This window comes from Pseudomonas sp. Tun-23181 (genome assembly GCF_057415455.1).
On the sequence record NZ_CM171630.1, the window covers coordinates 1,427,063 to 1,448,208 of the forward strand.

At 59.6% G+C, this 21,146-nt stretch carries 23 protein-coding genes, 1 tRNA gene and 3 pseudogenes; 3 read left to right on the forward strand and 24 right to left on the reverse strand.

All coding sequences use genetic code 11. From position 1 onward, the window contains the following. Position 1: 1 nt before the first annotated feature. From ACDI39_RS07005 to thrS, 21 genes and pseudogenes are all read right to left on the reverse strand, one after another. Complete coding sequence (locus ACDI39_RS07005; RefSeq protein WP_486538149.1) at positions 2-979, reverse strand: NAD(P)H-dependent flavin oxidoreductase; 978 nt, start codon at positions 977-979, stop codon at positions 2-4. Between the two features lie 2 nt (positions 980-981). Next, a complete protein-coding gene (locus ACDI39_RS07010; RefSeq protein WP_486538151.1) occupies positions 982-1,530 on the reverse strand; it encodes a cytochrome b in 549 nt (182 codons plus the stop codon). A gap of 61 nt (positions 1,531-1,591) precedes the next feature. Next, positions 1,592-3,265 carry a cation/acetate symporter ActP gene (gene actP, locus ACDI39_RS07015; protein ID WP_486538153.1) on the reverse strand — a complete coding sequence of 558 codons (1,674 nt, stop codon included), beginning with the start codon at positions 3,263-3,265 and terminating at the stop codon, positions 1,592-1,594. Further along, positions 3,262-3,579 carry a DUF485 domain-containing protein gene (locus tag ACDI39_RS07020; protein ID WP_486538155.1) on the reverse strand — a complete coding sequence of 106 codons (318 nt, stop codon included), beginning with the start codon at positions 3,577-3,579 and terminating at the stop codon, positions 3,262-3,264. Before ACDI39_RS07020 ends, actP begins: the two co-directional genes overlap by 4 nt. Before the next feature lie 747 nt (positions 3,580-4,326). Further along, positions 4,327-5,532, reverse strand: a pseudogene (locus tag ACDI39_RS07025) (MFS transporter). Positions 5,533-5,570: 38 nt separating this feature from the next. Next, a pseudogene (gene tnpC, locus ACDI39_RS07030) lies at positions 5,571-7,081 on the reverse strand (IS66 family transposase). Positions 7,082-7,144: 63 nt separating this feature from the next. Continuing rightward, complete coding sequence (tnpB, locus tag ACDI39_RS07035; protein ID WP_486538157.1) at positions 7,145-7,480, reverse strand: IS66 family insertion sequence element accessory protein TnpB; 336 nt, start codon at positions 7,478-7,480, stop codon at positions 7,145-7,147. Continuing rightward, positions 7,477-7,812: an IS66-like element accessory protein TnpA gene (gene tnpA, locus ACDI39_RS07040; RefSeq protein WP_486538159.1), complete on the reverse strand. Its 336-nt coding sequence runs from the start codon at positions 7,810-7,812 to the stop codon at positions 7,477-7,479. Before tnpA ends, tnpB begins: the two co-directional genes overlap by 4 nt. A gap of 50 nt (positions 7,813-7,862) precedes the next feature. Then, positions 7,863-8,210 (reverse strand): annotated as a pseudogene (locus tag ACDI39_RS07045) (IS21 family transposase); the annotation flags it as partial. 125 nt (positions 8,211-8,335) lie between these two features. Then, the gene (locus ACDI39_RS07050; protein ID WP_486538161.1) at positions 8,336-8,596 is read right to left on the reverse strand and encodes a DUF262 domain-containing protein; all 261 of its coding nucleotides are present in this window, start codon (positions 8,594-8,596) and stop codon (positions 8,336-8,338) included. Between the two features lie 168 nt (positions 8,597-8,764). After that, entirely contained in the window at positions 8,765-9,037 is a 273-nt protein-coding gene (locus ACDI39_RS07055; protein WP_486538163.1) for a hypothetical protein, read from the reverse strand. Further along, positions 9,021-9,545, reverse strand: a complete 525-nt coding sequence (locus ACDI39_RS07060; protein WP_486538165.1) for an SNF2-related protein — start codon at positions 9,543-9,545, stop codon at positions 9,021-9,023. Before ACDI39_RS07060 ends, ACDI39_RS07055 begins: the two co-directional genes overlap by 17 nt. A gap of 272 nt (positions 9,546-9,817) precedes the next feature. Then, positions 9,818-9,894, reverse strand: a tRNA-Pro gene (locus ACDI39_RS07065). Between the two features lie 99 nt (positions 9,895-9,993). Further along, the gene (locus tag ACDI39_RS07070; RefSeq protein ID WP_043213594.1) at positions 9,994-10,350 is read right to left on the reverse strand and encodes a MerR family transcriptional regulator; all 357 of its coding nucleotides are present in this window, start codon (positions 10,348-10,350) and stop codon (positions 9,994-9,996) included. Then, positions 10,331-10,633 (reverse strand): integration host factor subunit alpha, encoded by a 303-nt coding sequence (gene ihfA, locus ACDI39_RS07075; protein ID WP_003250679.1) that lies wholly within the window; start codon positions 10,631-10,633, stop codon positions 10,331-10,333. The genes ACDI39_RS07070 and ihfA overlap by 20 nt, the downstream gene beginning before the upstream one ends. Before the next feature lie 3 nt (positions 10,634-10,636). Further along, the gene (gene pheT / locus ACDI39_RS07080; RefSeq protein WP_225788366.1) at positions 10,637-13,018 is read right to left on the reverse strand and encodes a phenylalanine--tRNA ligase subunit beta; all 2,382 of its coding nucleotides are present in this window, start codon (positions 13,016-13,018) and stop codon (positions 10,637-10,639) included. Between the two features lie 33 nt (positions 13,019-13,051). After that, a complete protein-coding gene (gene pheS / locus ACDI39_RS07085) occupies positions 13,052-14,068 on the reverse strand; it encodes a phenylalanine--tRNA ligase subunit alpha (protein WP_225788367.1) in 1,017 nt (338 codons plus the stop codon). Positions 14,069-14,177: 109 nt separating this feature from the next. Beyond that, positions 14,178-14,534, reverse strand: a complete 357-nt coding sequence (gene rplT / locus ACDI39_RS07090; protein WP_003250671.1) for a 50S ribosomal protein L20 — start codon at positions 14,532-14,534, stop codon at positions 14,178-14,180. A 28-nt stretch (positions 14,535-14,562) separates the two neighbouring features. Next, a complete protein-coding gene (gene rpmI, locus ACDI39_RS07095; RefSeq protein WP_003250667.1) occupies positions 14,563-14,757 on the reverse strand; it encodes a 50S ribosomal protein L35 in 195 nt (64 codons plus the stop codon). A gap of 60 nt (positions 14,758-14,817) precedes the next feature. Further along, complete coding sequence (gene infC, locus ACDI39_RS07100; RefSeq protein ID WP_225788368.1) at positions 14,818-15,369, reverse strand: translation initiation factor IF-3; 552 nt, start codon at positions 15,367-15,369, stop codon at positions 14,818-14,820. Beyond that, a complete protein-coding gene (gene thrS / locus ACDI39_RS07105) occupies positions 15,369-17,291 on the reverse strand; it encodes a threonine--tRNA ligase (protein WP_486538169.1) in 1,923 nt (640 codons plus the stop codon). The genes infC and thrS overlap by 1 nt, the downstream gene beginning before the upstream one ends. A 331-nt stretch (positions 17,292-17,622) precedes the next feature. Between thrS and ACDI39_RS07110 the strand changes: the two genes are divergently transcribed. After that, complete coding sequence (locus ACDI39_RS07110) at positions 17,623-17,925, forward strand: hypothetical protein (protein WP_225788370.1); 303 nt, start codon at positions 17,623-17,625, stop codon at positions 17,923-17,925. A gap of 160 nt (positions 17,926-18,085) precedes the next feature. Next, positions 18,086-18,298: a cold-shock protein gene (locus ACDI39_RS07115; RefSeq protein ID WP_225788483.1), complete on the forward strand. Its 213-nt coding sequence runs from the start codon at positions 18,086-18,088 to the stop codon at positions 18,296-18,298. A 98-nt stretch (positions 18,299-18,396) separates the two neighbouring features. Here ACDI39_RS07115 and ACDI39_RS07120 read toward each other — a convergent pair whose 3' ends face one another. Then, positions 18,397-18,720 (reverse strand): I78 family peptidase inhibitor, encoded by a 324-nt coding sequence (locus ACDI39_RS07120; RefSeq protein ID WP_225788371.1) that lies wholly within the window; start codon positions 18,718-18,720, stop codon positions 18,397-18,399. A gap of 273 nt (positions 18,721-18,993) precedes the next feature. On the opposite strand from ACDI39_RS07120, the gene ACDI39_RS07125 reads away from it, so the two are divergent. Next, positions 18,994-19,206, forward strand: a complete 213-nt coding sequence (locus ACDI39_RS07125; protein ID WP_225788372.1) for a hypothetical protein — start codon at positions 18,994-18,996, stop codon at positions 19,204-19,206. On the opposite strand, the gene ACDI39_RS07130 is transcribed toward ACDI39_RS07125, so the two are convergent. Next, entirely contained in the window at positions 19,178-20,152 is a 975-nt protein-coding gene (locus tag ACDI39_RS07130) for a nucleoside hydrolase (RefSeq protein WP_486538172.1), read from the reverse strand. The two genes, ACDI39_RS07125 and ACDI39_RS07130, sit on opposite strands and share 29 nt — an antisense overlap. A gap of 70 nt (positions 20,153-20,222) precedes the next feature. Further along, positions 20,223-21,143, reverse strand: coding sequence for a ribokinase (gene rbsK, locus ACDI39_RS07135; RefSeq protein WP_225788374.1), 921 nt, complete (start codon positions 21,141-21,143; stop codon positions 20,223-20,225). Between the last annotated feature and the right edge of the window lie 3 nt (positions 21,144-21,146).

A 21,146-nucleotide genomic window follows, 5' to 3' on the forward strand; every position in this document is an offset into this window, starting at 1 on the left:
ACTAGGCTGCCGTCTCAATTCTGGCGATGACCTCCGGTAATCGTGATGGTTCCTCAGGAAGACCCTGAATCAGCTCGGCCATACGTTGCGCCGCAGGAACAACACTATCGATCTTCCCTACCCCTTGACCGGCGTAAAGCGACAGTTTTTTTGCCAAACGAGGCTTGTCAATCGAACGTGCGCCGCCCCCCATCAGACGAAGCAGGTTCCAGGGATCGCGATTCGGAATTACTCGATGAGGCGTTCCGTATGTCCAGCCAAACGAATAACCCGTACGGTACTCGGTATCGTCAACGGTCGCTTCGACAATTTTCTCTTTATAAAGTGGGTGAGCATTGGACTCTTCGGTGGCAACGAAAGCAGTGCCAACCAGTACCCCCGATGCGCCCATCGACATCAGAGTCCTCACGTCATGTCTGTTAGTGATGCCCCCCGCAGCGAGTACAGGTTTGCCAGCGGCTTCCTTCAGTAATGCGGGCAAAAGACTCAGTAAACTGATCGTCCCACGATTCAAATGACCGCCACTCTCGCTGCCCTGGGCAACGATGATGTCCGCCCCCGCAGCCAACGCTGTCCGTGCCAACGCTACAGTGCCAACCTGCACCATTACCAGCATTCCTGCTGCTTTGGCGCGGGGTATCATATCCTTACAGTAGTCTTCCGCATAAAACAGGGACAGTAGACGCGGTCTCTCCTCCAGGATCACCTGGAATTGCGCTTCGAATACATCAGGCCCGCCAAACTGAGGTACCAGGTTGACTCCAAAGGGCTTATCCGTCAGCGAACGAACCTCGTGAATCCAACGTCGCAGCGTCTTGGGCGCAAGCCGCAACCCACCCATCACTCCCATACCGCCAGCATTGGCAACAGCCGCTACCAGCTGTGGGCCTGATATGGCAGCCATTCCCGCCAGAAAGATGGGATAGTCCACGCCGCACATTTGCTCAATAGAGTTCACTGAAGATTCTGAAATATCCATGTTCACAACTCCACTTGTTTGCCCAGCATTCGCTTGAGCGTGTCATTTTTTAGGAGGAAGTGATTCTTGAAAGCACCAAACATATGCAACGCCAAACCAGCCAAGAACGCACTCGACCCTATATTAAAGAGCACATCAACTACGGACTTTAGTGTTGAACTTTGTGAAAACACCATCGGAAGTGTGATTCCACCTGGTAGAGACACCGGAACCCCTTCAGCAGCGCGCCCCCCCCAGATGGCGATCGGCAATAACACGGTAGCCAACACCAATGCAAAAGCGACAGATCGACTAATGATTACCTCGATAGGATTCGGCGTACCGACAGGCAAAGGATGGTAGCTCTTCATACGCGCCCAAAGCCTGTATGTAGCTACAACAAATACAATCAGCCCTGTTAGATTTTGAGCTTCTACCAGCCCTATAGAACCAGACATATCGCTCCCAATCATCACCTCAAAAACAAATAATGCGAGTAAGCCAATTACCGAAACCCAGTGAAGAATTATTGTAATTGGCGAATAACGTAAACCATTATCACGAATCTGCATGACACTCTCCTTTGATCATCACGATTTCACTACGCATCTAGCGCACAAGACAACCAGTCGATCAGTGCGACACGGCCTTATCTGCGCCAATCCCAGTCCGCGCCCTGAATACTTGACCAGCAAATTTTTGCCGTTCCAGGGAGGCTGAGTTGCTGCGATCTGTAATAGATCCAAGCCATGTGAAGAAGAATGCAACGTTCATCGAGATAATTGCTGGATAGTCGTAGGGGAAAATCGCCTCTGGGTTTCCTAAAATTTTAACCCAAACCGCCGGAGACAAAACAACCAGTGTCACTGACGATATGAGACCGGCAACTCCACCAATAAGCGCCCCACGCGTGGTCAGCCCTTTCCAATAAAGAGAGAGTGCAAGAATTGGGAAGTTAACGGACGCAGCCACACCAAATGTCAGAGCAACCAAAAACGCAATGTTCTGATCTTTAAATAGTATCCCAAGCACCACTGCGACGATGCCAATTCCGACGGAGGCCAGTCTTGAGATCCTACGCTCGGACTCTGCAGTGACCACGCCTTTCTTCAACACCTTAACATAGAGGTCGTGGGCTATCGCTGAGGTACCCGCCATGGTGAGTCCAGCCACTACAGCTAGAATGGTGGCGAAGGCAACAGCGGAGATAAAGCCCAACAGCAAATTACCACCCACCGCCTTGGCCAGGTGCATGACAGGCATATTACTGCCGCCGATCAGCTTGCCACCAACGATACCTGATTCGAAAAATGCAGGGTTTTTACCCACGATCACGACTGCCGCCAGTCCCAAGATTGCCACTATCAGGTAGAAGAAGCCGATAAAGCCCGTCGCAACGAACACGGACTTACGTGCTTGTTTAGCATCCGGAACAGTAAAGAAGCGCATTAGGATATGCGGCAAACCAGCGGTTCCGAATACCAAGCCAAGTGACAGAGACAGCATCGAAAGGGGGTCTGCTACGAGCTTGCTGGGCATCAGAAAAGCGTCACTCTGGGGATGCGCATCAACGGCTTGTCTGAAAAGGTTTTCAAATGAGAAGCCAAATTGACTGAGCGCCAACCCTGCTAGCAAAGTGCCTCCAACCAACAACAATCCCGCCTTGATGATTTGCACCCAGGTTGTTGCAACCATGCCGCCAAACGTCACGTAGATTGCCATGAGCAGTCCCACAGCAATGACGGCATAGTTGTAAGGCAAGCCAAACAGCAGTTGAATCAACTGCCCCGCACCAACCATTTGTACGACCAAGTAAAAGCAAACAACTGTCAGGGATCCGAAGGCAGTCAGAGTTCTTATTCTTTGCTGATCGAGGCGAAAGGACGCGATATCGGAAATCGTAGTTCGACCGAGATTCCTAATACGTTCAGCAAAGAGAAACAGCAAAAGAGGCCACGCAACAAAAAAACTGACCGAGTACAGAACTCCATCGAACCCGTTGAAGTAGATCATACTGGTCACGCCTAGCAACGCGGCAGCGGACATATAATCCCCAGCCAAGGCCAGTCCATTCTGAAAGCCGGTAATACCACCACCAGCGTTGTAAAAGTCGTCCATTGACCTAGTTTTGCGGGCCGCCCAGTAAGTGATAAATAGGGTAGCAACCACAAAAAGCAAAAACATTACAATCGCCGTTAAATTCAACGGTTGCCGCTCAGCATTTTGAATAGCATCAGCACCGAGAGCCCGATTCGCGGCAACGATCATGAGTATTGAAACGAAGGGCTTGATATTAAACTTCTTCATGATACGGCCTCTCCACAAACTTTATCGGCAAGTCTATCTAGCTCGCCATTGGCATAACTGTTATAGATACCGGTTAGTAGCCAAGAGCCGACCACAAAAAACACGCCCAACGGCCACGCCACATTAATCACACTATCTGTTGAAATCTTGATAGCAAGTAAATGGGGATAGAATGCCGCCACGATCACGAAAGCGGCGTAGGGACAAAGGACTGCTGCGGTGAGGATACTTACCAGCCGTTGCTGCTTGGCAACCAGCTCTTGGTAAGTAGTAGGCAGACGAGGTGCATCGAGCGAATCAAGGACATGGTTCACGTTGACTCCGTGTAGCAGTGGATAAATTATTTTTGTTCCACAACCTCGGATCTAGAATCCGCCACTGGCTGTGCTTCTTTGCTTCACAGAACCACCCTAGGCCGGACAGAAAGTCGTGTAAAATGATTGTTCGTGATGACATAGATCGTTTTTCGTGAACTCTCAATGATCGGCGTTGTAGACACGCGCGTTGGGATTGCATCGCAAGGATGGGAAGAATTCTCAACAAAATAGTGAGATCGCTGGCAGGATTTTCCTATCGCTTCAGAGTTTTTTGACAGACCGAGCAAGCCACCAGTGTGAGGTTGTCGACGGCCTGCAACGCAGCGAAAACTGCAAAAGACTCCAGAGCCTGCTTGTTCGGCAGGCAATAGATCTCAAAGAAATGGCCGACCTAAGATCCCGAGGGTTGCGTGCACTTTATGCGGGCCGTTTCTCAGTGACCCACACCGATGCTAGCCAGCTCGCTATCGAGCTGATGGGCATACGCGCGGGCCCCGAAACGGCCTACCAAGCTCCCTCTCCAGGATCAGCTGGTATGGAGGTACAACGGACGAAATCCGAAGCAACGTGCCGAAGGCTAAAAATCACAGCGGTGTCCATATGACGCCCTGGAAAACCGGTGCGGTTCAATCGCGCCGCTGGGGGCTTCAGGCACATGGTGCGATCGTCAGGGTGTGTTTGCCGCTATGCGGAGTACGCTTGTACTCCGGAGAACACGACCCAAATTGCGTTGGTACCATACACTCAACTAGCAGGTACGCTTGCAGGCACTCGCGCTATAGGCTGCTCCCGTACGGCCCAGTTAACTGCCGCTGCCATCAGACTGAGCGCAATAGCGGTTTTCCACGTCATAACTACCCGTGATGTCATAAGCCGCCCCACCGACCCATCCCCCAAGGAATGCCCCTACCTGATGGAAGAGGTAGACGAGGCCGCCAAGCATTGACAGATTGCGCACACCAAACACCGCAGCCACTACTCCGTTGGTCAATGGAACCGTAGAGAGCCGGAGAAAGCCCATCGCCATTCCAAATAAATAGGCAGATGCAGCGCTAACTGGGAAACAAACGAAGGCCACAATGACTGCAGCTCGCAACAGATACAATGCAGTCAGGAGCTTTGGCTTGGACAGTCGACCACCCAGCCAGCCGGCGGTGTAAGTGCCAAAAATATTGAACAGCCCGATAAGGGCAAGGACGGTGGTACCGGTTTGAGCACTGAGTCCTTTGTCCATCAGATAGGCAGGTAAATGCACGCCTATGAACACGACCTGGAATCCACAAACGAAGAAACCAAATGTCAGCAACCAAAAGTCAGGGTGGGAGCTTGCCGATTTGAGGGCCTCAATCATGGTTTGCTCACCAGGCAGCTTCTCGATTGGCTTATCCTTCAACATGATCACCAGGGGAATGATCAATGAGGCAAATAGCGCGAGAACCAACAGCGCTTTCTCCCAACCAATTCCTTGGATCAAACCCAACGACCCAGGAAGCATTGCGAATTGACCAAACGAGCCCGCTGCGCTGGCAAGCCCCATTCCAGCGCTTCGTTTTTCAGCAGGCAGCGCGCGAGCGACCACGCCCACAGTATCACCGAAAATGAGGTGCCCGAGAGCCCAATCCCGATGAGCACACCTGCGCTCATGAGCAGTGTGGAGGGTGAGTCGGAAAAGCTCATGCAAACCAAGCCCACTGCGTACAGTATGCCGCCCACCCCCACGACCTTACCGGCGCCATATCGATCGGCCAGGGCGCCTGCAAACGGTTGAGCCAGCCCCCAGACCAGGTTCTGGATGGCTATTGCAAATGAGAAAACCTCCCTGCCCCATCCAAACTCCGCGCTCATCGGGGCCAGAAAGAGTCCAAAACCGTGCCGAATCCCAAGCGAGAGCGTAAGTATCACTGCGCCACCTAAAAGTACCCACCTGCTATCCCTCAAAACCTTAGACATCAACTTCGCGCCCTCTTATCTTGGTAAGCGAACGGGCATCACACCTTGCTGGCGGGCACCCAGTTGTGCGGCAGCAGCTCGGCCAGGGCGCTGGCCTTCTGCGTCGGCAGGCGCGTGAGCACGTCCTTCAGGTAGGCGTACGGATCGTGCCCGTTCAGGCGGGCTGACTGGATCAGCGTCATCAAGGCTGCGCCACGCTGGCCACTGCGCAGAGAGCCGGCAAACAGCCAGTTGGCACGCCCCAGGGCCCAGGGACGGATCTGGTTCTCGATCCAGTTGTTGTCGATGGGTAGGTTGCCGTCATCCAGGTAGCGCACCAACGCTGCCCAACGTTTGAGGCTGTAGTCGAGTGCCTTGGCGATCGCGCTGCCTTCCGGCACCTTCTGCCGCTGCCCAAGCATCCAGCTATGCAGGCCATCGATGATCGGTCTGGCTTTGTCCTGGCGCAGTTGCCGTCGCTGTTCGACGAGCAGCTCTCGCCCTTCGCGCTCCACCTCGTACAGCTGACCGATGTACTGGAGGGCCTGCTCGGCCAGTTGGCTCTGGTTGGCGGCATGCAGGTCGAAGAACTTGCGCCGGGCATGGGCCATGCAGCCGATCTCGGTCACGCCTTGCTCGAAGCTGGCCTTGTAGCCGGCGAAGTCGTCGCAGACCAGTTTGCCCTGCCAGTCGCCCAGGAAGCTGCGCGCGTGCTCGCCAGCCCGGCTCGGCCTGAAGTCGTAGACCACGGCCTTGAGGTCGGCGAAGGGGCTGGGTGCATAGGCCCAGACGTAAGCCCGCTGGGTCTTCTTCGTGCCCGGGGCGAGCATCTGCACCGGGGTTTCGTCGGCGAGGATGACGTCCTGCTGGAGCAGGCAGTCGCGCAGGGCATCGACCAGGGGTTGCAGCTGGACACCGCAAGCGCCGACCCATTGCGCCAGCGTGGAACGCGCGATAGCCAGTCCGGCGCGGGCGAAGATCTTTTCCTGGCGGTATAGCGGCAAGTGATCGGCGAACTTGGCCACCATGACCTGAGCCAGTAGCCCGGCAGTCGGGATGCCCTTGTCGATCACCTGCGCCGGCACTGGGGCCTGGATCAGCGTTTCACACTGGGCGCAGACCCACTTGCCACGGATATGCCGCTCGACGGTGAAGGTGCCCGGGGGTAGTCGAGCTTCTCGCTGACGTCTTCACCGATGCGCTTGAGCTGGCAGCCGCAGGCACACTGGGTGCTGTCCGGCTCGTGAAGTATCAGCGTGCGCGGCAGTTCGGCCGGCAGAGGCGCTCGCTTGGGCTGCTGCCGTAGCTCGCACTTGGCGGACTTTGGTCGGGCCGCCTCAAGCTCTGCCTCGATGGCGGCGATGTCGGCATCGATCATCTCGTCGAGCAGATCGAGCTGGTCGCCATTGAGCTGCTCGCTGCGGCGGGCGAAGCGGTGGCGCCGCAGCACGGCGAGTTCGTGGTTCAACCGCTGGTTGAGCGTTTCCAGGTGATCGACGCGCTGACTCAACTGCGCGGCCAGTTGGCGCAGTTGCTCGGGTGTCAGCTGATCGAAAGCGGCAGGGTTCATGGCGTCGAGTGTGAGGAATCCCGGCGCCCTCGGCGATAGGCCATTGGCCTAATTGCACGTCGGCTACAGGAGCCTGATCTCGGCATCCGGCCCAAGACGCTGCCAGGGCAGGCCGATCACCAGGGCCTGCAACTGCTCGGGACTGAGCTCCAACGGCTGCCCCTGCCAGTTGCCCGACCAGACGAAGCGCCCCTTATTCAGCCTGCGAGCGGCCAGCCAGATGCCGAAGCCATCGTGCACCAGCACCTTCATCCGGTTGGCGCGCTTGTTGGTGAACAGGTAGGCACAGTGCGGCTGCGCCGCACCGAAAACCTGAACCACCCGGGCCAACGCAGTTTCAGTGCCGGCGCGCATGTCCAGCGGCTCGGTGGCGAGCCAGATGCGCTCGATGCGGATCACTTCAGCAGCTCGCGCAGGAAGCGGGCGCAGCCTTCAGGGTCGTTGCCCGGCCACTGCACCGACAGCTTGCCGGCCCGATGGGGAATGGCGATCTGGATGGCCATGTCGGCCGCACTCGGGGTAGCCGGCAGGCTCGGGACGAGAGGAATCGGAATAAAACTTGAGGGTACAGCGGGCAGCTGTGCCTGCTGGCGGCGAATCCACTTATGCACGAGATTGGCGTTAAGGCCGTGGCTCAAGGCCACACCGGCAACCGAGGCGCCGGGCTGGGTACACTCCTCGACGATCTGGGCCTTGAAGGATTTGGGATAGGAGCGGCGTTGGCCTGACACGGGAGATCCTCCACAAGGGGCTTGAAATGGTGTCCACCAAAAACAGGTGGACACCATGCCGCTAGCTGGAGGAATCGGGGAGGTGTGTTGGCCAGACGCTTACAGAGCAGCGCCAGGGTCACGCCCGGCCGGCGTAGCTCGGCGTGGATCATGGCCCAATCGGGCAGCGGTCGTTGCTCGGAGGATACCGCCGGCGGTGGCGGGAACAGCTGCTGCTCCAACTCCGCATCGGACAGCGAACAGGGCCAACTGAGGCCGCTGGCGGCAAAGCGACAGAGGTAATCACCGGCACTGCTGTGGCCTATGCCCAGACTGCGGGAGATCTTACGGACAGACAGCCCGCAATCGAACTTGAGGCGCAACACCTCACGGATTTTACGCATGGACAAACGCTCCACGACGACCTCTCTGCTTCGAAAAAGAGGTCGATGGTAGTGAATAAATCCTGCGTAGCTGCCTGCCTGGAAAGTGTCCGGATGGCCATGGAATCGGTGTCCGGATGCTCGTGGAATAAGTGTCCGGATCAGCGTGGAATCACTGTCCGGATGTGCGTGGAATGGGTGTCCGAGTCCGGACTGGTGACCGACGACAGAGCGCGCTCGATATACACGATGGAGCCGATGAAATGGGCATTGACGGACTTCTCACGTCCGGCACGCTGGATGTCCGACCACAGCTGACGGCACTGTTCTTCTGTCCAGGAGTAATTGCGCTGATAAATCGGGATGACAAACTGCGGTGACTTGCGGAGAAACTTGAGCAGATTGGCTTCGGTCGCTTTCACTTCGTTCCCTCGGATATGCCTTTGCGGCCGGATCTCATCTTCAAAGTCCGCTTCGCGAACAGAAAACCCTCTGCTCCAGACACAGAAAGCACCTGGAGCACTGAGTCATTCGGGCCGATTGCTCAGCGCTACACCTTTCAGCTCACCACCGATACCGCCGCCTTCACCTCAAACCTCAGATAGTCCATCAATCGCTTCGCCTCGTTTACTTCGCTGTGCGGGATCTGGCTCATTGGAAAATCCATCTTTGGTGTCAAAGGGCATGAATCCGATGGCCAGTCCCTGCTTCACATTTGATATTGCTGACTTGTAGGAATCCGGGTTGACTTCGGCGACGACGGCGCCAGCAAGCAAGGCTTTTTCATCGGACGCAACAACGTCGGCCTTTTCGAATCCGTGGTTCTTGAGTTTGTCCGCCCCCGTGTTACGGGCGAGTTCCATAAGGGCCGAGTCTGACAAGGGGCGGTTCCCAGGCAATGGCCTTGACGTCCTTCGCCTTGGCTTTGGCGAACTGATAAGAGCAGAGCACCGGGCCATTGGCGAACACGAAAGGGTTTCCAACGCCTTGCTTGCGAAGCGCGTTGTAGCTCTTGGCTTCCAGAATCAGACCTTGCAGATTGAACTTGTCCTGCAACTCTTGGTGCCACTGCTTACGCAGATTAGCGGGAGCAATGATCAAGATGCGCCGTCTCCGTTCGGCCCAGCGCTGCGAGATCACCAGTCCGGCCTCGATGGTTTTGCCCAGGCCCACCTCGTCAGCTAGGATCACCCCGCGTGACAGGGGATTGCGGCAGGCAAAAAGCGCTGCATCGACCTGATGGGGATTAAGATCAACCTGTGAGTCGACAAGGGTCGAGGCAAGTGACTCAACCGAATCACCAGCCGCACGCCGAGTGAGCAGCCAGGCAATATAAAGGCGTTGATACTCGGTAAGAAGCATTGGTGCCATCGCAAACCCTTGATGAGCTTAGGTAATTGGCGAAATAAACTCGCACCTCAGAAATGGGGGGCGGGTGCCTGGTGTTGCCTGTCCGTTGAGACACACGCAAATGGACGTCCAACACAACGGAGGCATGGATACATATAGGCACAATACAGAAAAGCCAATCTCAATTGGCAACCAATTGGCAACCAGATCGGTCATTGTTAGATCAGCCATCAAAAATGGCAGAAATAAAAAAATCCAAGCACCCGTAAGTGCTTGGATTTTCTAGGGATTTTTGGTCGGGACGGAGTGATTCGAACACTCGACCCCTTGCACCCCATGCAAGTGCGCTACCGGGCTGCGCTACGCCCCGAACTGTTCTCGATACCGCTGAGAACGTTGAGAAATGTACCCTAACCTTCTGATAAATGGAAGCTTTTTTTCAAAAAACTTTCCACTCGCCGGCGTCAGGTCACTTCTTGAGCACCACCAGTACATCTTCCAACTCGGCAATCATCTGCCGAATCAGCTGTTTGTACTGGGTAGTGTCATCCTTGGCCTCATCACTGGAGAGCCGCAAGCGCGCCCCGCCGATGGTGAAGCCCTGGTCATACAGCAACGCGCGGATCTGGCGGATCATCAGCACATCCTGGCGCTGGTAATACCGCCGGTTGCCGCGGCGCTTGACCGGGTTGAGCTGCGGGAACTCCTGCTCCCAATAACGCAGCACGTGCGGTTTTACCGCACAGAGCTCACTGACCTCACCGATGGTGAAGTAGCGCTTGCCCGGAATGGGGGGCAGCTCGTCGTTATGGCTTGGTTCCAGCATAGGCCTCAACCCGGGCTTTCAGTTTCTGCCCTGGACGAAAGGTGACGACGCGGCGTGCGGTGATCGGGATCTCTTCCCCTGTCTTGGGGTTGCGGCCCGGCCGCTGGCGTTTGTCGCGAAGGTCGAAGTTGCCGAAACCGGACAACTTGACCTGCTCGTTCTCTTCAAGTGCGTGCCGAATTTCTTCGAAAAACAGCTCGACCAGCTCCTTGGCCTCTCGCTTGTTGAGCCCCAGCTCCTCGTACAGCCTTTCGGCCATCTCAGCTTTCGTCAGAGCACCCATACGCTATTTCCTTAACGTGGTGTTCAACCTTTGTTCGAGCGAGGTGAGGATATCTTGCAGGGTCGCGTTCACCTCATCGTCGTTAAGAGTGCGCGATGGATGCTGCCAGGTCAAGCCAACGGCGAGGCTTTTTCTATCAGGATCAATACCTTTACCCTGGTAGACATCAAACAGCCTGAGGTCTGTCAGCCATTCGCCTGCATTGTCACGAATTACGTCAAGCACCGAGCTAGAAGCTACATCACGACCTGCGATCAACGCCAGGTCACGCCTCACTTCCGGGAACTTGGACAGCTCGCTGAACGTCGGCAGGCGGCCTTCGACCACATCGCCCAGCACCAGCTCGAAGACGAACACCGGGCGGTCCAGGCCGAGAGTCTTGGCCAGTTCCGGGTGGATCGCGCCGAGGTAACCGACTTCCTTGCCGTCGCGCTCGATGCGGGCGGTCTGGCCTGGATGCAGGGCCGGGTGCTTGCCGGCGACGAAGGTGAACGCGTCCAGGGCGCCGGAATAGCCCAGCAGGGCTTCCACGTCGGCCTTGACGTCGAAGAAGTCGATGCCGTCACGGCCGTTGGCCCAGCCTTCGGGCAGGCGGCTGCCGGTGGCGACGCCGGCGATCATCGGCTGCTGCTTGAGGTCGCCCAGTTGGCCGACGAAGCGCTGGCCGCTTTCGAACAGGCGGACCCGGTCCTGCTGGCGGTTGAGGTTGTGCTGCAGCGCCTTGACCAGGCCCGGCCACAGGGACGCACGCATGGCGGCCATGTCGCTGGAAATGGGGTTGGCCAGCAGCAGAGGCTCGATGCCGGGGCTGAACAGTTCGAACAGCTTCGGGTCAATGAAGCTGTAGGTGATGGCTTCCTGGTAGCCACGGGCGACCAGCAGGCGGCGCAGGGTCGGCAGTTCGCCGCGGGCTTCCGGGCGGGACTGGGGCGCGAGGCGTGCCTGCGGGTAGCGCACTGGCAAGTGGTTGTAGCCGTACAGGCGGGCCAGCTCCTCGATCAGGTCGACTTCCAGGCTGATATCGAAGCGATGGCTCGGAACCTCGACGGTCCACTGCCCTGCCCCGCTGGCGCTGGTCTTCAGGCCCAGGGCGTTGAGCAGTTGCTCGACTTGCGCGGCGTCCATCTCCATGCCGAGCATCTGGGTGATACGTTCGGCGCGCAGGGTGATCGGCGCGACCTTGGGCAGGTGCTGCTCGCTGACGGCCTCGACGATCGGGCCGGCTTCGCCGCCGACGATCTCCAGGACCAGCGCAGTAGCGCGTTCCATGGCTTCGCGGGCCAGTTGCGAATCGACGCCACGCTCGTAGCGGTGCGAGGCATCGGTGTGCAGGCCGTAGGAGCGGGCCTTGCCGGCGACGGAGATCGGCTCGAAGAAGGCGCTCTCGAGGAACAGGTCGCGGGTCTTCTCGGTGGACACACCGCTGTGCTCGCCGCCCATGACGCCGGCGATGGCCAGGGCGCGGGTGTGGTCGGCGATGACCAGGGTGTCGCTACGCAGGGCGACTTCCTGGCCGTCCAGCAGGACGAGCTTCTCGCCCTCCTCGGCCATGCGCACGCGGATGCCGCCGTTGATTTCGGCGAGATCGAAGGCGTGCATCGGCTGGCCGAGTTCGAGCATCACGTAGTTGGTGATGTCGACGGCAGCGTCGATGCTGCGTACATCGGCGCGGCGCAGGCGCTCGACCATCCACAGCGGGGTCGGCCTGGACAGGTCGACGTTGCGGATCACGCGGCCCAGGTAGCGTGGGCAGGCCGCCGGGGCCAGGACGTCGACCGGGCGCACTTCGTCGTGGGCCGGGGCAACGGCCGGCACCTGCGGGCGGGTGACCGGGGCGGCGTACAGGGCGCCGACTTCACGGGCCAGGCCCGCCAGCGACAGGCAGTCGCCGCGGTTCGGGGTCAGGTCGACCTCGATGCTGGCGTCGTCCAGGCTCAGGTAGGTACGGATGTCTTCACCTACCGGGGCGTCGGCGGCCAGCTCCAGCAGGCCGTCGTTCTCTTCGCTGATCTGCAGCTCGGCAGCCGAGCAGAGCATGCCGAAGGACTCGACGCCACGCAGCTTGGCCTTCTTGATCTTGAAGTCGCCCGGCAGCTCGGCGCCGATCATGGCGAAGGGGATCTTCAGGCCCGGGCGCACGTTGGGGGCGCCGCAGACGACCTGGAAGGTCTCCTGGCCGTTGCTGACCTGGCACACGCGCAGCTTGTCGGCGTCCGGGTGCTGTTCGGTGGCGAGTACTTCGCCCACCACGATGCCGCTGAACTGGCCGGCAGCGGGGGTGACGCTGTCGACTTCGAGGCCGGCCATGGACAGGCGAGCGACCAGTTCGTCACGGGAGACTTGCGGGTTTACCCAACCGCGCAGCCACTGTTCACTGAATTTCATGCTGTTCTCCTGAAAATTGCGTCAAGTACGGACCTAGCGGAATTGCGCGAGGAACCGCAGGTCGTTGTCGAAGAACAGACGCAAATCGTTGACGCCATAGCGCAGCATGGCCAGGCGCTCGGCGCCCATGCCGAAGGCGAAGCCCTGGTACTCTTCCGGGTCGATGCCAGACATGCGCAGCACGTTCGGGTGGACCATGCCGCAGCCCATCACCTCGAGCCAGCCGGTCTGCTTGCACACCCGGCAGCCGTTGCCAGAGCACATCACGCACTGGATGTCGACCTCGGCGGACGGCTCGGTGAAGGGGAAGAACGACGGACGGAAGCGCACCGCCAGCTCCTTCTCGAAGAACACCCGGAGGAACTCCTCGATGGTGCCCTTGAGGTCGGCGAAGTTGATGCCACGGTCGACCAGCAGGCCTTCGACCTGGTGGAACATCGGCGAGTGGGTGATATCCGAGTCGCAGCGATACACGCGGCCCGGGCAGACAATGCGGATCGGAGGCTGGGTCGACTCCATGGTCCGCACCTGCACCGGCGAGGTGTGGGTACGCAGCAGCATGTTGGCATTGAAGTAGAAGGTGTCGTGCATCGCCCGGGCCGGGTGGTGGCCGGGGATGTTGAGGGCTTCGAAGTTGTGGTAGTCGTCTTCGACCTCGGGGCCTTCGGCAATGCCGTAGCCGATATGGGTGAAGAACTGTTCGATGCGCTCGAGGGTACGGGTGATCGGGTGCAGGCCACCGGAGGTCTGGCCACGGCCTGGCAGGGTCACATCAATGCATTCTGCCGCCAGGCGAGCGCTGAGCTCGGCCTCTTCGAAAGCGGCCTTGCGTGCGTTGAGCACTTCGGTGACGCGCTCCTTGGCGTCGTTGATCAGCGCACCGACCTTGGGGCGCTCTTCGGCTGGCAGGTTGCCCAGGGTCTTCATCACCTGGGTCAGCTCGCCTTTCTTGCCGAGGAATTGAACCCGGATCTGTTCCAGGGCATTGATGTCTTCAGCGCGCTCCACGGCCTCCAGGGCTTGGGAGACCAGCGCATCCAGGTTTTCCATGTACAGACTCCAGATACGAAAATAGGGGAAGAACCTTGCAGGCTCTTCCCCTATCGATGACGTTCAACACCTGGCGCCGCAAGCGCCGCCAGGTGATTGTCGTGGGTACTTAAGCCAGGACGGCTTTAGCTTTCTCGACAATCGCAGCAAACGCCGCTTTTTCGTTCACTGCCAGGTCGGCCAGAACCTTGCGGTCGATTTCGATCGACGCTTTTTTCAGGCCAGCGATCAGACGGCTGTAGGACAGGCCGTTGGTGCGGGCACCGGCGTTGATACGAGCGATCCACAGGGCGCGGAACTGACGCTTCTTCTGGCGACGGTCACGGTAGGCATATTGACCAGCCTTGATGACCGCCTGCTTGGCGACGCGGAATACGCGCGAACGCGCACCGTAGTAGCCTTTAGCCAGTTTCAGAATTTTCTTGTGACGCTTACGAGCGATGACGCCGCGCTTTACACGAGCCATGAGTAACTTCCTCTATCGTTGACCAGAATTAACGTACGCGCAGCATGCGCTCGACTTTTGCCACGTCGGACGGGTGCAGCAGGCTGGCACCGCGCAGTTGACGCTTACGCTTGGTCGACATTTTGGTCAGGATGTGGCTCTTGAAAGCGTGCTTGTGCTTGAAGCCGGAAGCGGTTTTCAGGAAACGCTTCGCAGCACCGCTCTTGGTTTTCATCTTTGGCATGTTTGGAACTCCGCATTCGATAAATTACACATAACCATTAGGCCTGCCGTGCCCAGGAGGTTATTTCTTCTTTTTGGGGGCGATGACCATCATAAGCTGGCGTCCTTCCATCTTCGGATGCTGTTCGACGGTACCGTATTCGGCGAGGTCGGCTTCGACCCGCTTCAGCAGTTCCATCCCCAGCTCCTGGTGGGCCATCTCACGGCCGCGGAATCTCAGAGAGATCTTGGCCTTGTCCCCATCGCTAAGGAAACGTACCAGGTTGCGTAGTTTTACCTGGTAATCCCCTTCTTCCGTCCCTGGACGAAACTTGATTTCCTTGATCTGGATCTGCTTCTGGTTCTTCTTGGCTTCGTTGGCCTGCTTCTTCTTCTCGAAGAGGTGCTTGCCGTAGTCCATGACCTTGCAGACAGGCGGTTGCGCGTCGGCAGAGATCTCCACCAGATCCAGTCTCGCTTCTTCAGCGATACGCAGCGCTTCATCAATCGAGACGATGCCAACCTGATCGCCGTTGGCTCCAATTAACCGAACCTCGCGTGCCGAGATATTCTCGTTGATCGGGGCCTTCGGTGCAGTTCGTTTATCGTTTCTCATTTCACGCTTAATAGTCATTACTCCGATTCTAGGCGACCGCGCTGGGCAACTGCGTCAGCGAGCAGTTGGGTGAATTGGGATACCGGCATGGAGCCGAGGTCCTGGCCTTCACGGGTGCGTACGGCGACGGTCTGCGTTTCGACTTCGCGATCCCCTATAACCAAAAGGTACGGGACCTTGAGCAAAGTATGCTCGCGGATTTTAAAGCCGATCTTCTCATTTCTCAAGTCGGACTTGGCACGGAAACCGCTACCGTTCAGGGATTTTTCCACCTCGAGGGCGAAATCGGCCTGCTTGTCGGTGATGTTCATGATCACCGTCTGGGTCGGCGCCAGCCAGGCCGGGAACGCCCCTTCGTAGTGCTCGATCAGGATCCCGACGAAACGCTCGAACGAACCGAGGATGGCACGGTGCAGCATCACCGGGTGCTTGCGGCCGTTGTCTTCGGAGACGTACTCGGCGCCAAGGCGGATCGGCAGGTTGAAGTCCAGCTGCAGGGTTCCGCATTGCCACACGCGGCCCAGGCAGTCCTTGAGCGAGAACTCGATCTTCGGGCCATAGAAGGCGCCCTCGCCCGGCTGCAGGTCGTACGGCAGGCCGGCGGCGTCCAGGGCCGCGGCCAGCGCGCCTTCGGCGCGGTCCCACAGCTCGTCGGAGCCGACGCGCTTTTCCGGACGGGTGGACAGCTTGAGCTGGATGTCCTGGAAGCCGAAGTCACGGTAGACGTCCAGGGTCAGCTTGATGAACGCGGCCGACTCGGACTGCATCTGCTCTTCGGTGCAGAAGATGTGCGCATCGTCCTGGGTGAAGCCGCGCACACGCATGATGCCGTGCAGCGCGCCGGACGGCTCGTTGCGGTGGCAGGCACCGAACTCGGCCAGGCGCAGCGGCAGTTCGCGGTAGCTCTTCAGGCCCTGGTTGAACACCTGCACGTGGCAGGGGCAGTTCATCGGCTTGATGGCGTAGTCGCGGTTTTCCGACTCGGTGGTGAACATGTTTTCGGCATAGTTCGCCCAGTGCCCGGACTTTTCCCACAGGGAGCGATCGACCACCTGCGGCGTCTTGATCTCCAGGTAGCCGTTGTCACGCTGGACCTTGCGCATGTACTGCTCGAGGACCTGGTAGACCGTCCAGCCGGCCGGGTGCCAGAACACCATGCCCGGCGCTTCTTCCTGCAGGTGGAACAGGCCCAGGCGCTTGCCGATCTTGCGATGGTCGCGCTTCTCGGCCTCTTCGATGCGCTGGATGTACGCCGCCAGTTGCTTCTTGTCGGCCCAGGCGGTGCCGTACACGCGCTGCAGCTGCTCGTTCTTGGCGTCGCCACGCCAGTAGGCGCCGGACAGCTTGGTCAGCTTGAAGGCCTTCAAGAAGCGGGTATTCGGCACGTGCGGGCCACGGCACATGTCGACGTATTCTTCGTGGTAGTACAGGCCCATGGCCTGCTCGTCGGGCATGTCCTCGACCAGGCGCAGCTTGTAGTCCTCGCCACGGTTCTTGAACACGTCGATGACTTCGGCGCGCGGGGTCATCTTCTTGATGACGTCGTAGTCCTTGTCGATCAGCTGCTGCATGCGCTGCTCGATGGCGGCCAGGTCGTCGGGGGTGAAAGGACGCTCGTAGGCGATGTCGTAGTAGAAGCCTTCGTCGATCACCGGGCCGATCACCATCCTGGCGGTCGGGTACAGTTGCTTCACCGCGTGGCCGATCAGGTGGGCGCACGAGTGGCGGATGATCTCCAGTCCCTCTTCATCCTTGGGCGTGATGATCTGCAGGGTGGCGTCGTTCTCGATCAGGTCGCAGGCGTCGACCAGCTTGCCGTTGACCTTGCCGGCCAGGGTGGCCTTGGCGAGGCCCGCGCCGATGGATGCGGCGACTTCGGCAACGGTGACGGCCTTGTCGAACGTACGTTGACTGCCATCGGGAAGAGTAATTACGGGCATGGCGCCTCCTCTCCTAGTGGTGACCCCTACCAAAGGTCACATGGGTTGGGATGAGCCAGTACAAGATCCGCCCTGCCTTTCCCGTGGGAAAGCCTGCCTCACAGTGGCAGAGACCTTTTCGGCCTGTCAGGGACGAACCAGAGTGACTGGAAAATTAAGCTGCGAGCTGTTAGTGATGAGCTGCAAGCCGAACATCCTAGCACGCGGGCTGTACGCCAGGCAGAAATATTTGGAAATTGAGCCGTTCGGGTGAACTTGTACGGAAAATTTCCCATCAGAGTCTCTGAAGCATCCTACTCTTGATGAGACCCAACCCAAGGAGTGTCTGGTTATGCGACTTCAGTCTCTTCTGGCCCTGACCGCCGCTGGTGCCCTGCTGCTGCCCCTGGCGGCGCATGCGCAGTGGCCTGCCGGCAAGAAAGGCGCCTACATGGACCAATGCGTCCAGGTGGCCACCGGACAGGGCGTCGACGCCAAGACGGCGGACAAGCATTGCAAATGTGGCGCCGACGCCATCGAAAAGAACTTCACCAAAGCCGAGATCGAGGAACTGGACAGCAAGGACGGCGTTGACGCCAAGCTGATGCAGCGGGCACAGACGGTCGTGCGACAGGCCTGCGCGCCGAAAAGCTGACGGTTTTTACCGGGCGATTCACATTTTGTTTGCCCTGGATCAGTATCCGGCGAAGGTAACAGGCGCTAGATACGCAGAATTAGACTATGATGTGCCGGTGCTCCGTAGCCTCGGCAACATTGCACCTCGAAAAAAAACCATGTTTCTGGAGATTCACCTCATGTCCAATCGCCAAACCGGCACCGTCAAATGGTTCAATGATGAAAAAGGCTACGGCTTCATCACCCCACAAGGCGGCGGCGACGACCTGTTCGTACACTTCAAGGCCATCGAAACCGACGGCTTCAAGAGCCTGAAAGAAGGCCAGTCCGTTTCCTTCGTTGCCGAGCGCGGTCAGAAGGGCATGCAGGCTGCGCAGGTTCGTCCGGAGTAATTCGGCGACCGATACAAAGAACCCGCCTTCATGGCGGGTTTTTTGTGGGTGCGGCATTGGGGCTGCTTTGCAACCCACCGCCCTACCCCAACCGACACTCAGCCGCAGTTGACGCGCGTGACCACACCGCGGTCGTCGACATTCAGGTTCAAGCGCTCGGAGCGATACTCCAGGGTGATCACGTCATGGGGCTTGAGGATCCGCGCCAACTGCGAGCCACTGGCCTTGCGCGCCTGCTCGAGCAACTCCGCGGTGCCCTGCTTGCCGATGGCGAAATCGGCGCCGCTGGCCTCGCAGCGACCATCGTTGCCGGCCGAAGGGGCCGGGGCGCTGCCGCCAGCGCCCGAAGAACCGCCAGTGCTGCAACCTGCCAGGACTGCAGCCGCCAGCAAGGTCGCCAGGTAAGCACGGGTACGGAACATGAATCCTCCTAATCGATCACGGGACACTGCCTGATGCGACAGCGTCACTCACAGTTTGTTGCAAAACCGGACAAGTCTGCCTGAACCTGCCGCTCATGACGAAGGGTAATCGTGACCGGATTTTGCACCGCACGCCACACCGCTTAGGCTCACGTCGCCGTGCCATCCGCGCAAAGGCATGATTTACTGCAAGAAGCGGAGCGCATCACGCCTCCTTTCGAACGCCAGGGTCAGGTGTTCGACCCACAGCCCGGGCCAGTACGAGAGCCTCCCATGAGTAGCCACAGCATCGATGCCGACATCAAGGTCAAATGGGCCGAGGGCCAGAGCGCCTACAGCCCTGGCACGCCGGAGGAACTGCTGCTGATCGCCGTCGACCTGCTGGTACGCGAACGCGGCAGCGAGGCGGCACGCAGCTTCATCGAGCAGGTGCTCGAGCGCTACACGTCGCAGGCGGCTATTGCAATCGGGCCAGACGCGCACTGAGCAGGTCGAAGAAACCCTGGGCATCGCCGTCGTTCAGCCACAGCACATTGGCCGGACGCTTGAGCACGCCATACCAGTCGACGATGGTCTGACCGAAGGTCGGGCCTTCACGGCTGTCGACCGTCATGTGGGCCCGCCGACCGCTGAACAAACCGGGCGCGAGCAGGTAGGCGATGACGCAGGCGTCGTGCACCGGGCCGCCGGGCATGCCGTACAAGTCCATGTCGTGCTTGACGTAGGCATCGAGGATACCCACCACACGCTTGCTGGCCTGGTTGCCGATCGCGGCCAACTGCCTGAAGCGCTCGTCGCTGGTGATGATCTTGTGGGTCAGGTCCAGAGGCACGTAGGCGAGCCTGACGCCGCTGGCCAGCACCACTTCGGCGGCGTGAGGGTCGGCATACAGGTTGAACTCGGCCACCGGGGTGATATTGCCGCCATTGAAGTGGGCGCCGCCCATGACCACCACTTCCTTGATGCCCCTGGCAATGCCCGGCTGCTGGACCAGCGCCAGGGCCAGGTTGGTCTGCGGGCCGAGCATGGCGAGGGTGATGCTGTGCGGCTCGGCGTCAGCCAGGGTGTCGACCAGGTACTGCACGGCGCTGCCCGAAGCCAGGCCTTGCCTGGGCGCATGGACAGCCACACCCTCCAGCCCCTCCTCGCCATGCACCTCGGCGGCATGCACCGGCTTGCGCACCAGCGGGCGCCCTGCCCCGGCGTAGACCGGGATGTCTTCGCGGCCAGCCCACTCCCGAGCCAGGCAGGCGTTGCGCGAGGTCTTGCCGAGGCTCACGTTGCCGGCCACGGTGGTGATCGCGCGGATGTTCAGCTCTGCCGGGCAGGCCATGGCCAGCAGCAACGCCACCAGGTCGTCGGCGCCGGGGTCGGTATCGATGATCAGGTCGCACGGGGCGGACTGGGGAGCCGTGATGGTCGAGGTGGACATGAGCGTGACTCCAGTTAGTTAGCAGACCCCCTCGCCATGCCCGAGCGCGGCAAGGGTCCGGGACAGGACGCTATTGTCTTCCGCATGGCGCCACTTCCGCCAGGTAGGGGATCGAAGGCTGGGCACCGGCGCGGGTCACCGACAGCGCGGCGGCGCGCTGACCGAAGGCGATCGCTTCGCCCTCCTCCATCCCCCGCACCAAGCCCGCGGCAAAGCCACCGATGAAGGTGTCGCCGGCCGCCGTGGTATCCAGCGCCTTGACCACCGTCGCCGGGTAGTGCCGGCTGCCTGCCCCATCGACGAACATCGCCCCCAGGGGCCCCAGCGTCACGATCACCTTGCGCGCTCCCAGCTGCAGCAGCCGCTCGCCGGCACGCCGGGCGCTGTCGATGTCGGTGACGGGCACGCCGGCCAGGGCCTCGGCTTCGCTTTCGTTGGGGGTGAGGTAGTCGATGTGGGCGAACCAGTCCGCCGGCAAGGGGCCGCTGGCCGGCGCGGGGTTGAGGATCACCGTCTTGCCCAGTTCGCGCCCGCGGGCAAGCGTCCAGGCCACCGTGGCGGCTGGCACCTCCAACTGGCAGATGATCACCTCGGCCTGCTGTAGCAACCGGTCGAAGCGCTGCACCGTCGCAGGCGTCAGCAAACCGTTGCCGCCGGGGATGATGACGATGGAGTTCTGGCTCGCGGCATCCACCATGATCAGCGCCACACCGCTGGAAACGCCGGCGCACACGCCGACCGCCTGGCAATCGATGCCCTCGCGCTCCAGGGCCTGGCGCAACTGCTGGCCATAGGCGTCGTCGCCGACGTTGCCGACCATCGCCACGCTGGCGCCCAGGCGCGCCGCCGCCACCGCCTGGTTGGCGCCTTTGCCGCCGGGTACGGTGAAAAAGCTGTCGCCGGCCAGGGTCTCGCCGGCCCGGGGCAGACGCTGGGTACGCGCCACCAGGTCCATGTTGAGGCTGCCGACCACCACTACCTTGGCATGCATGGG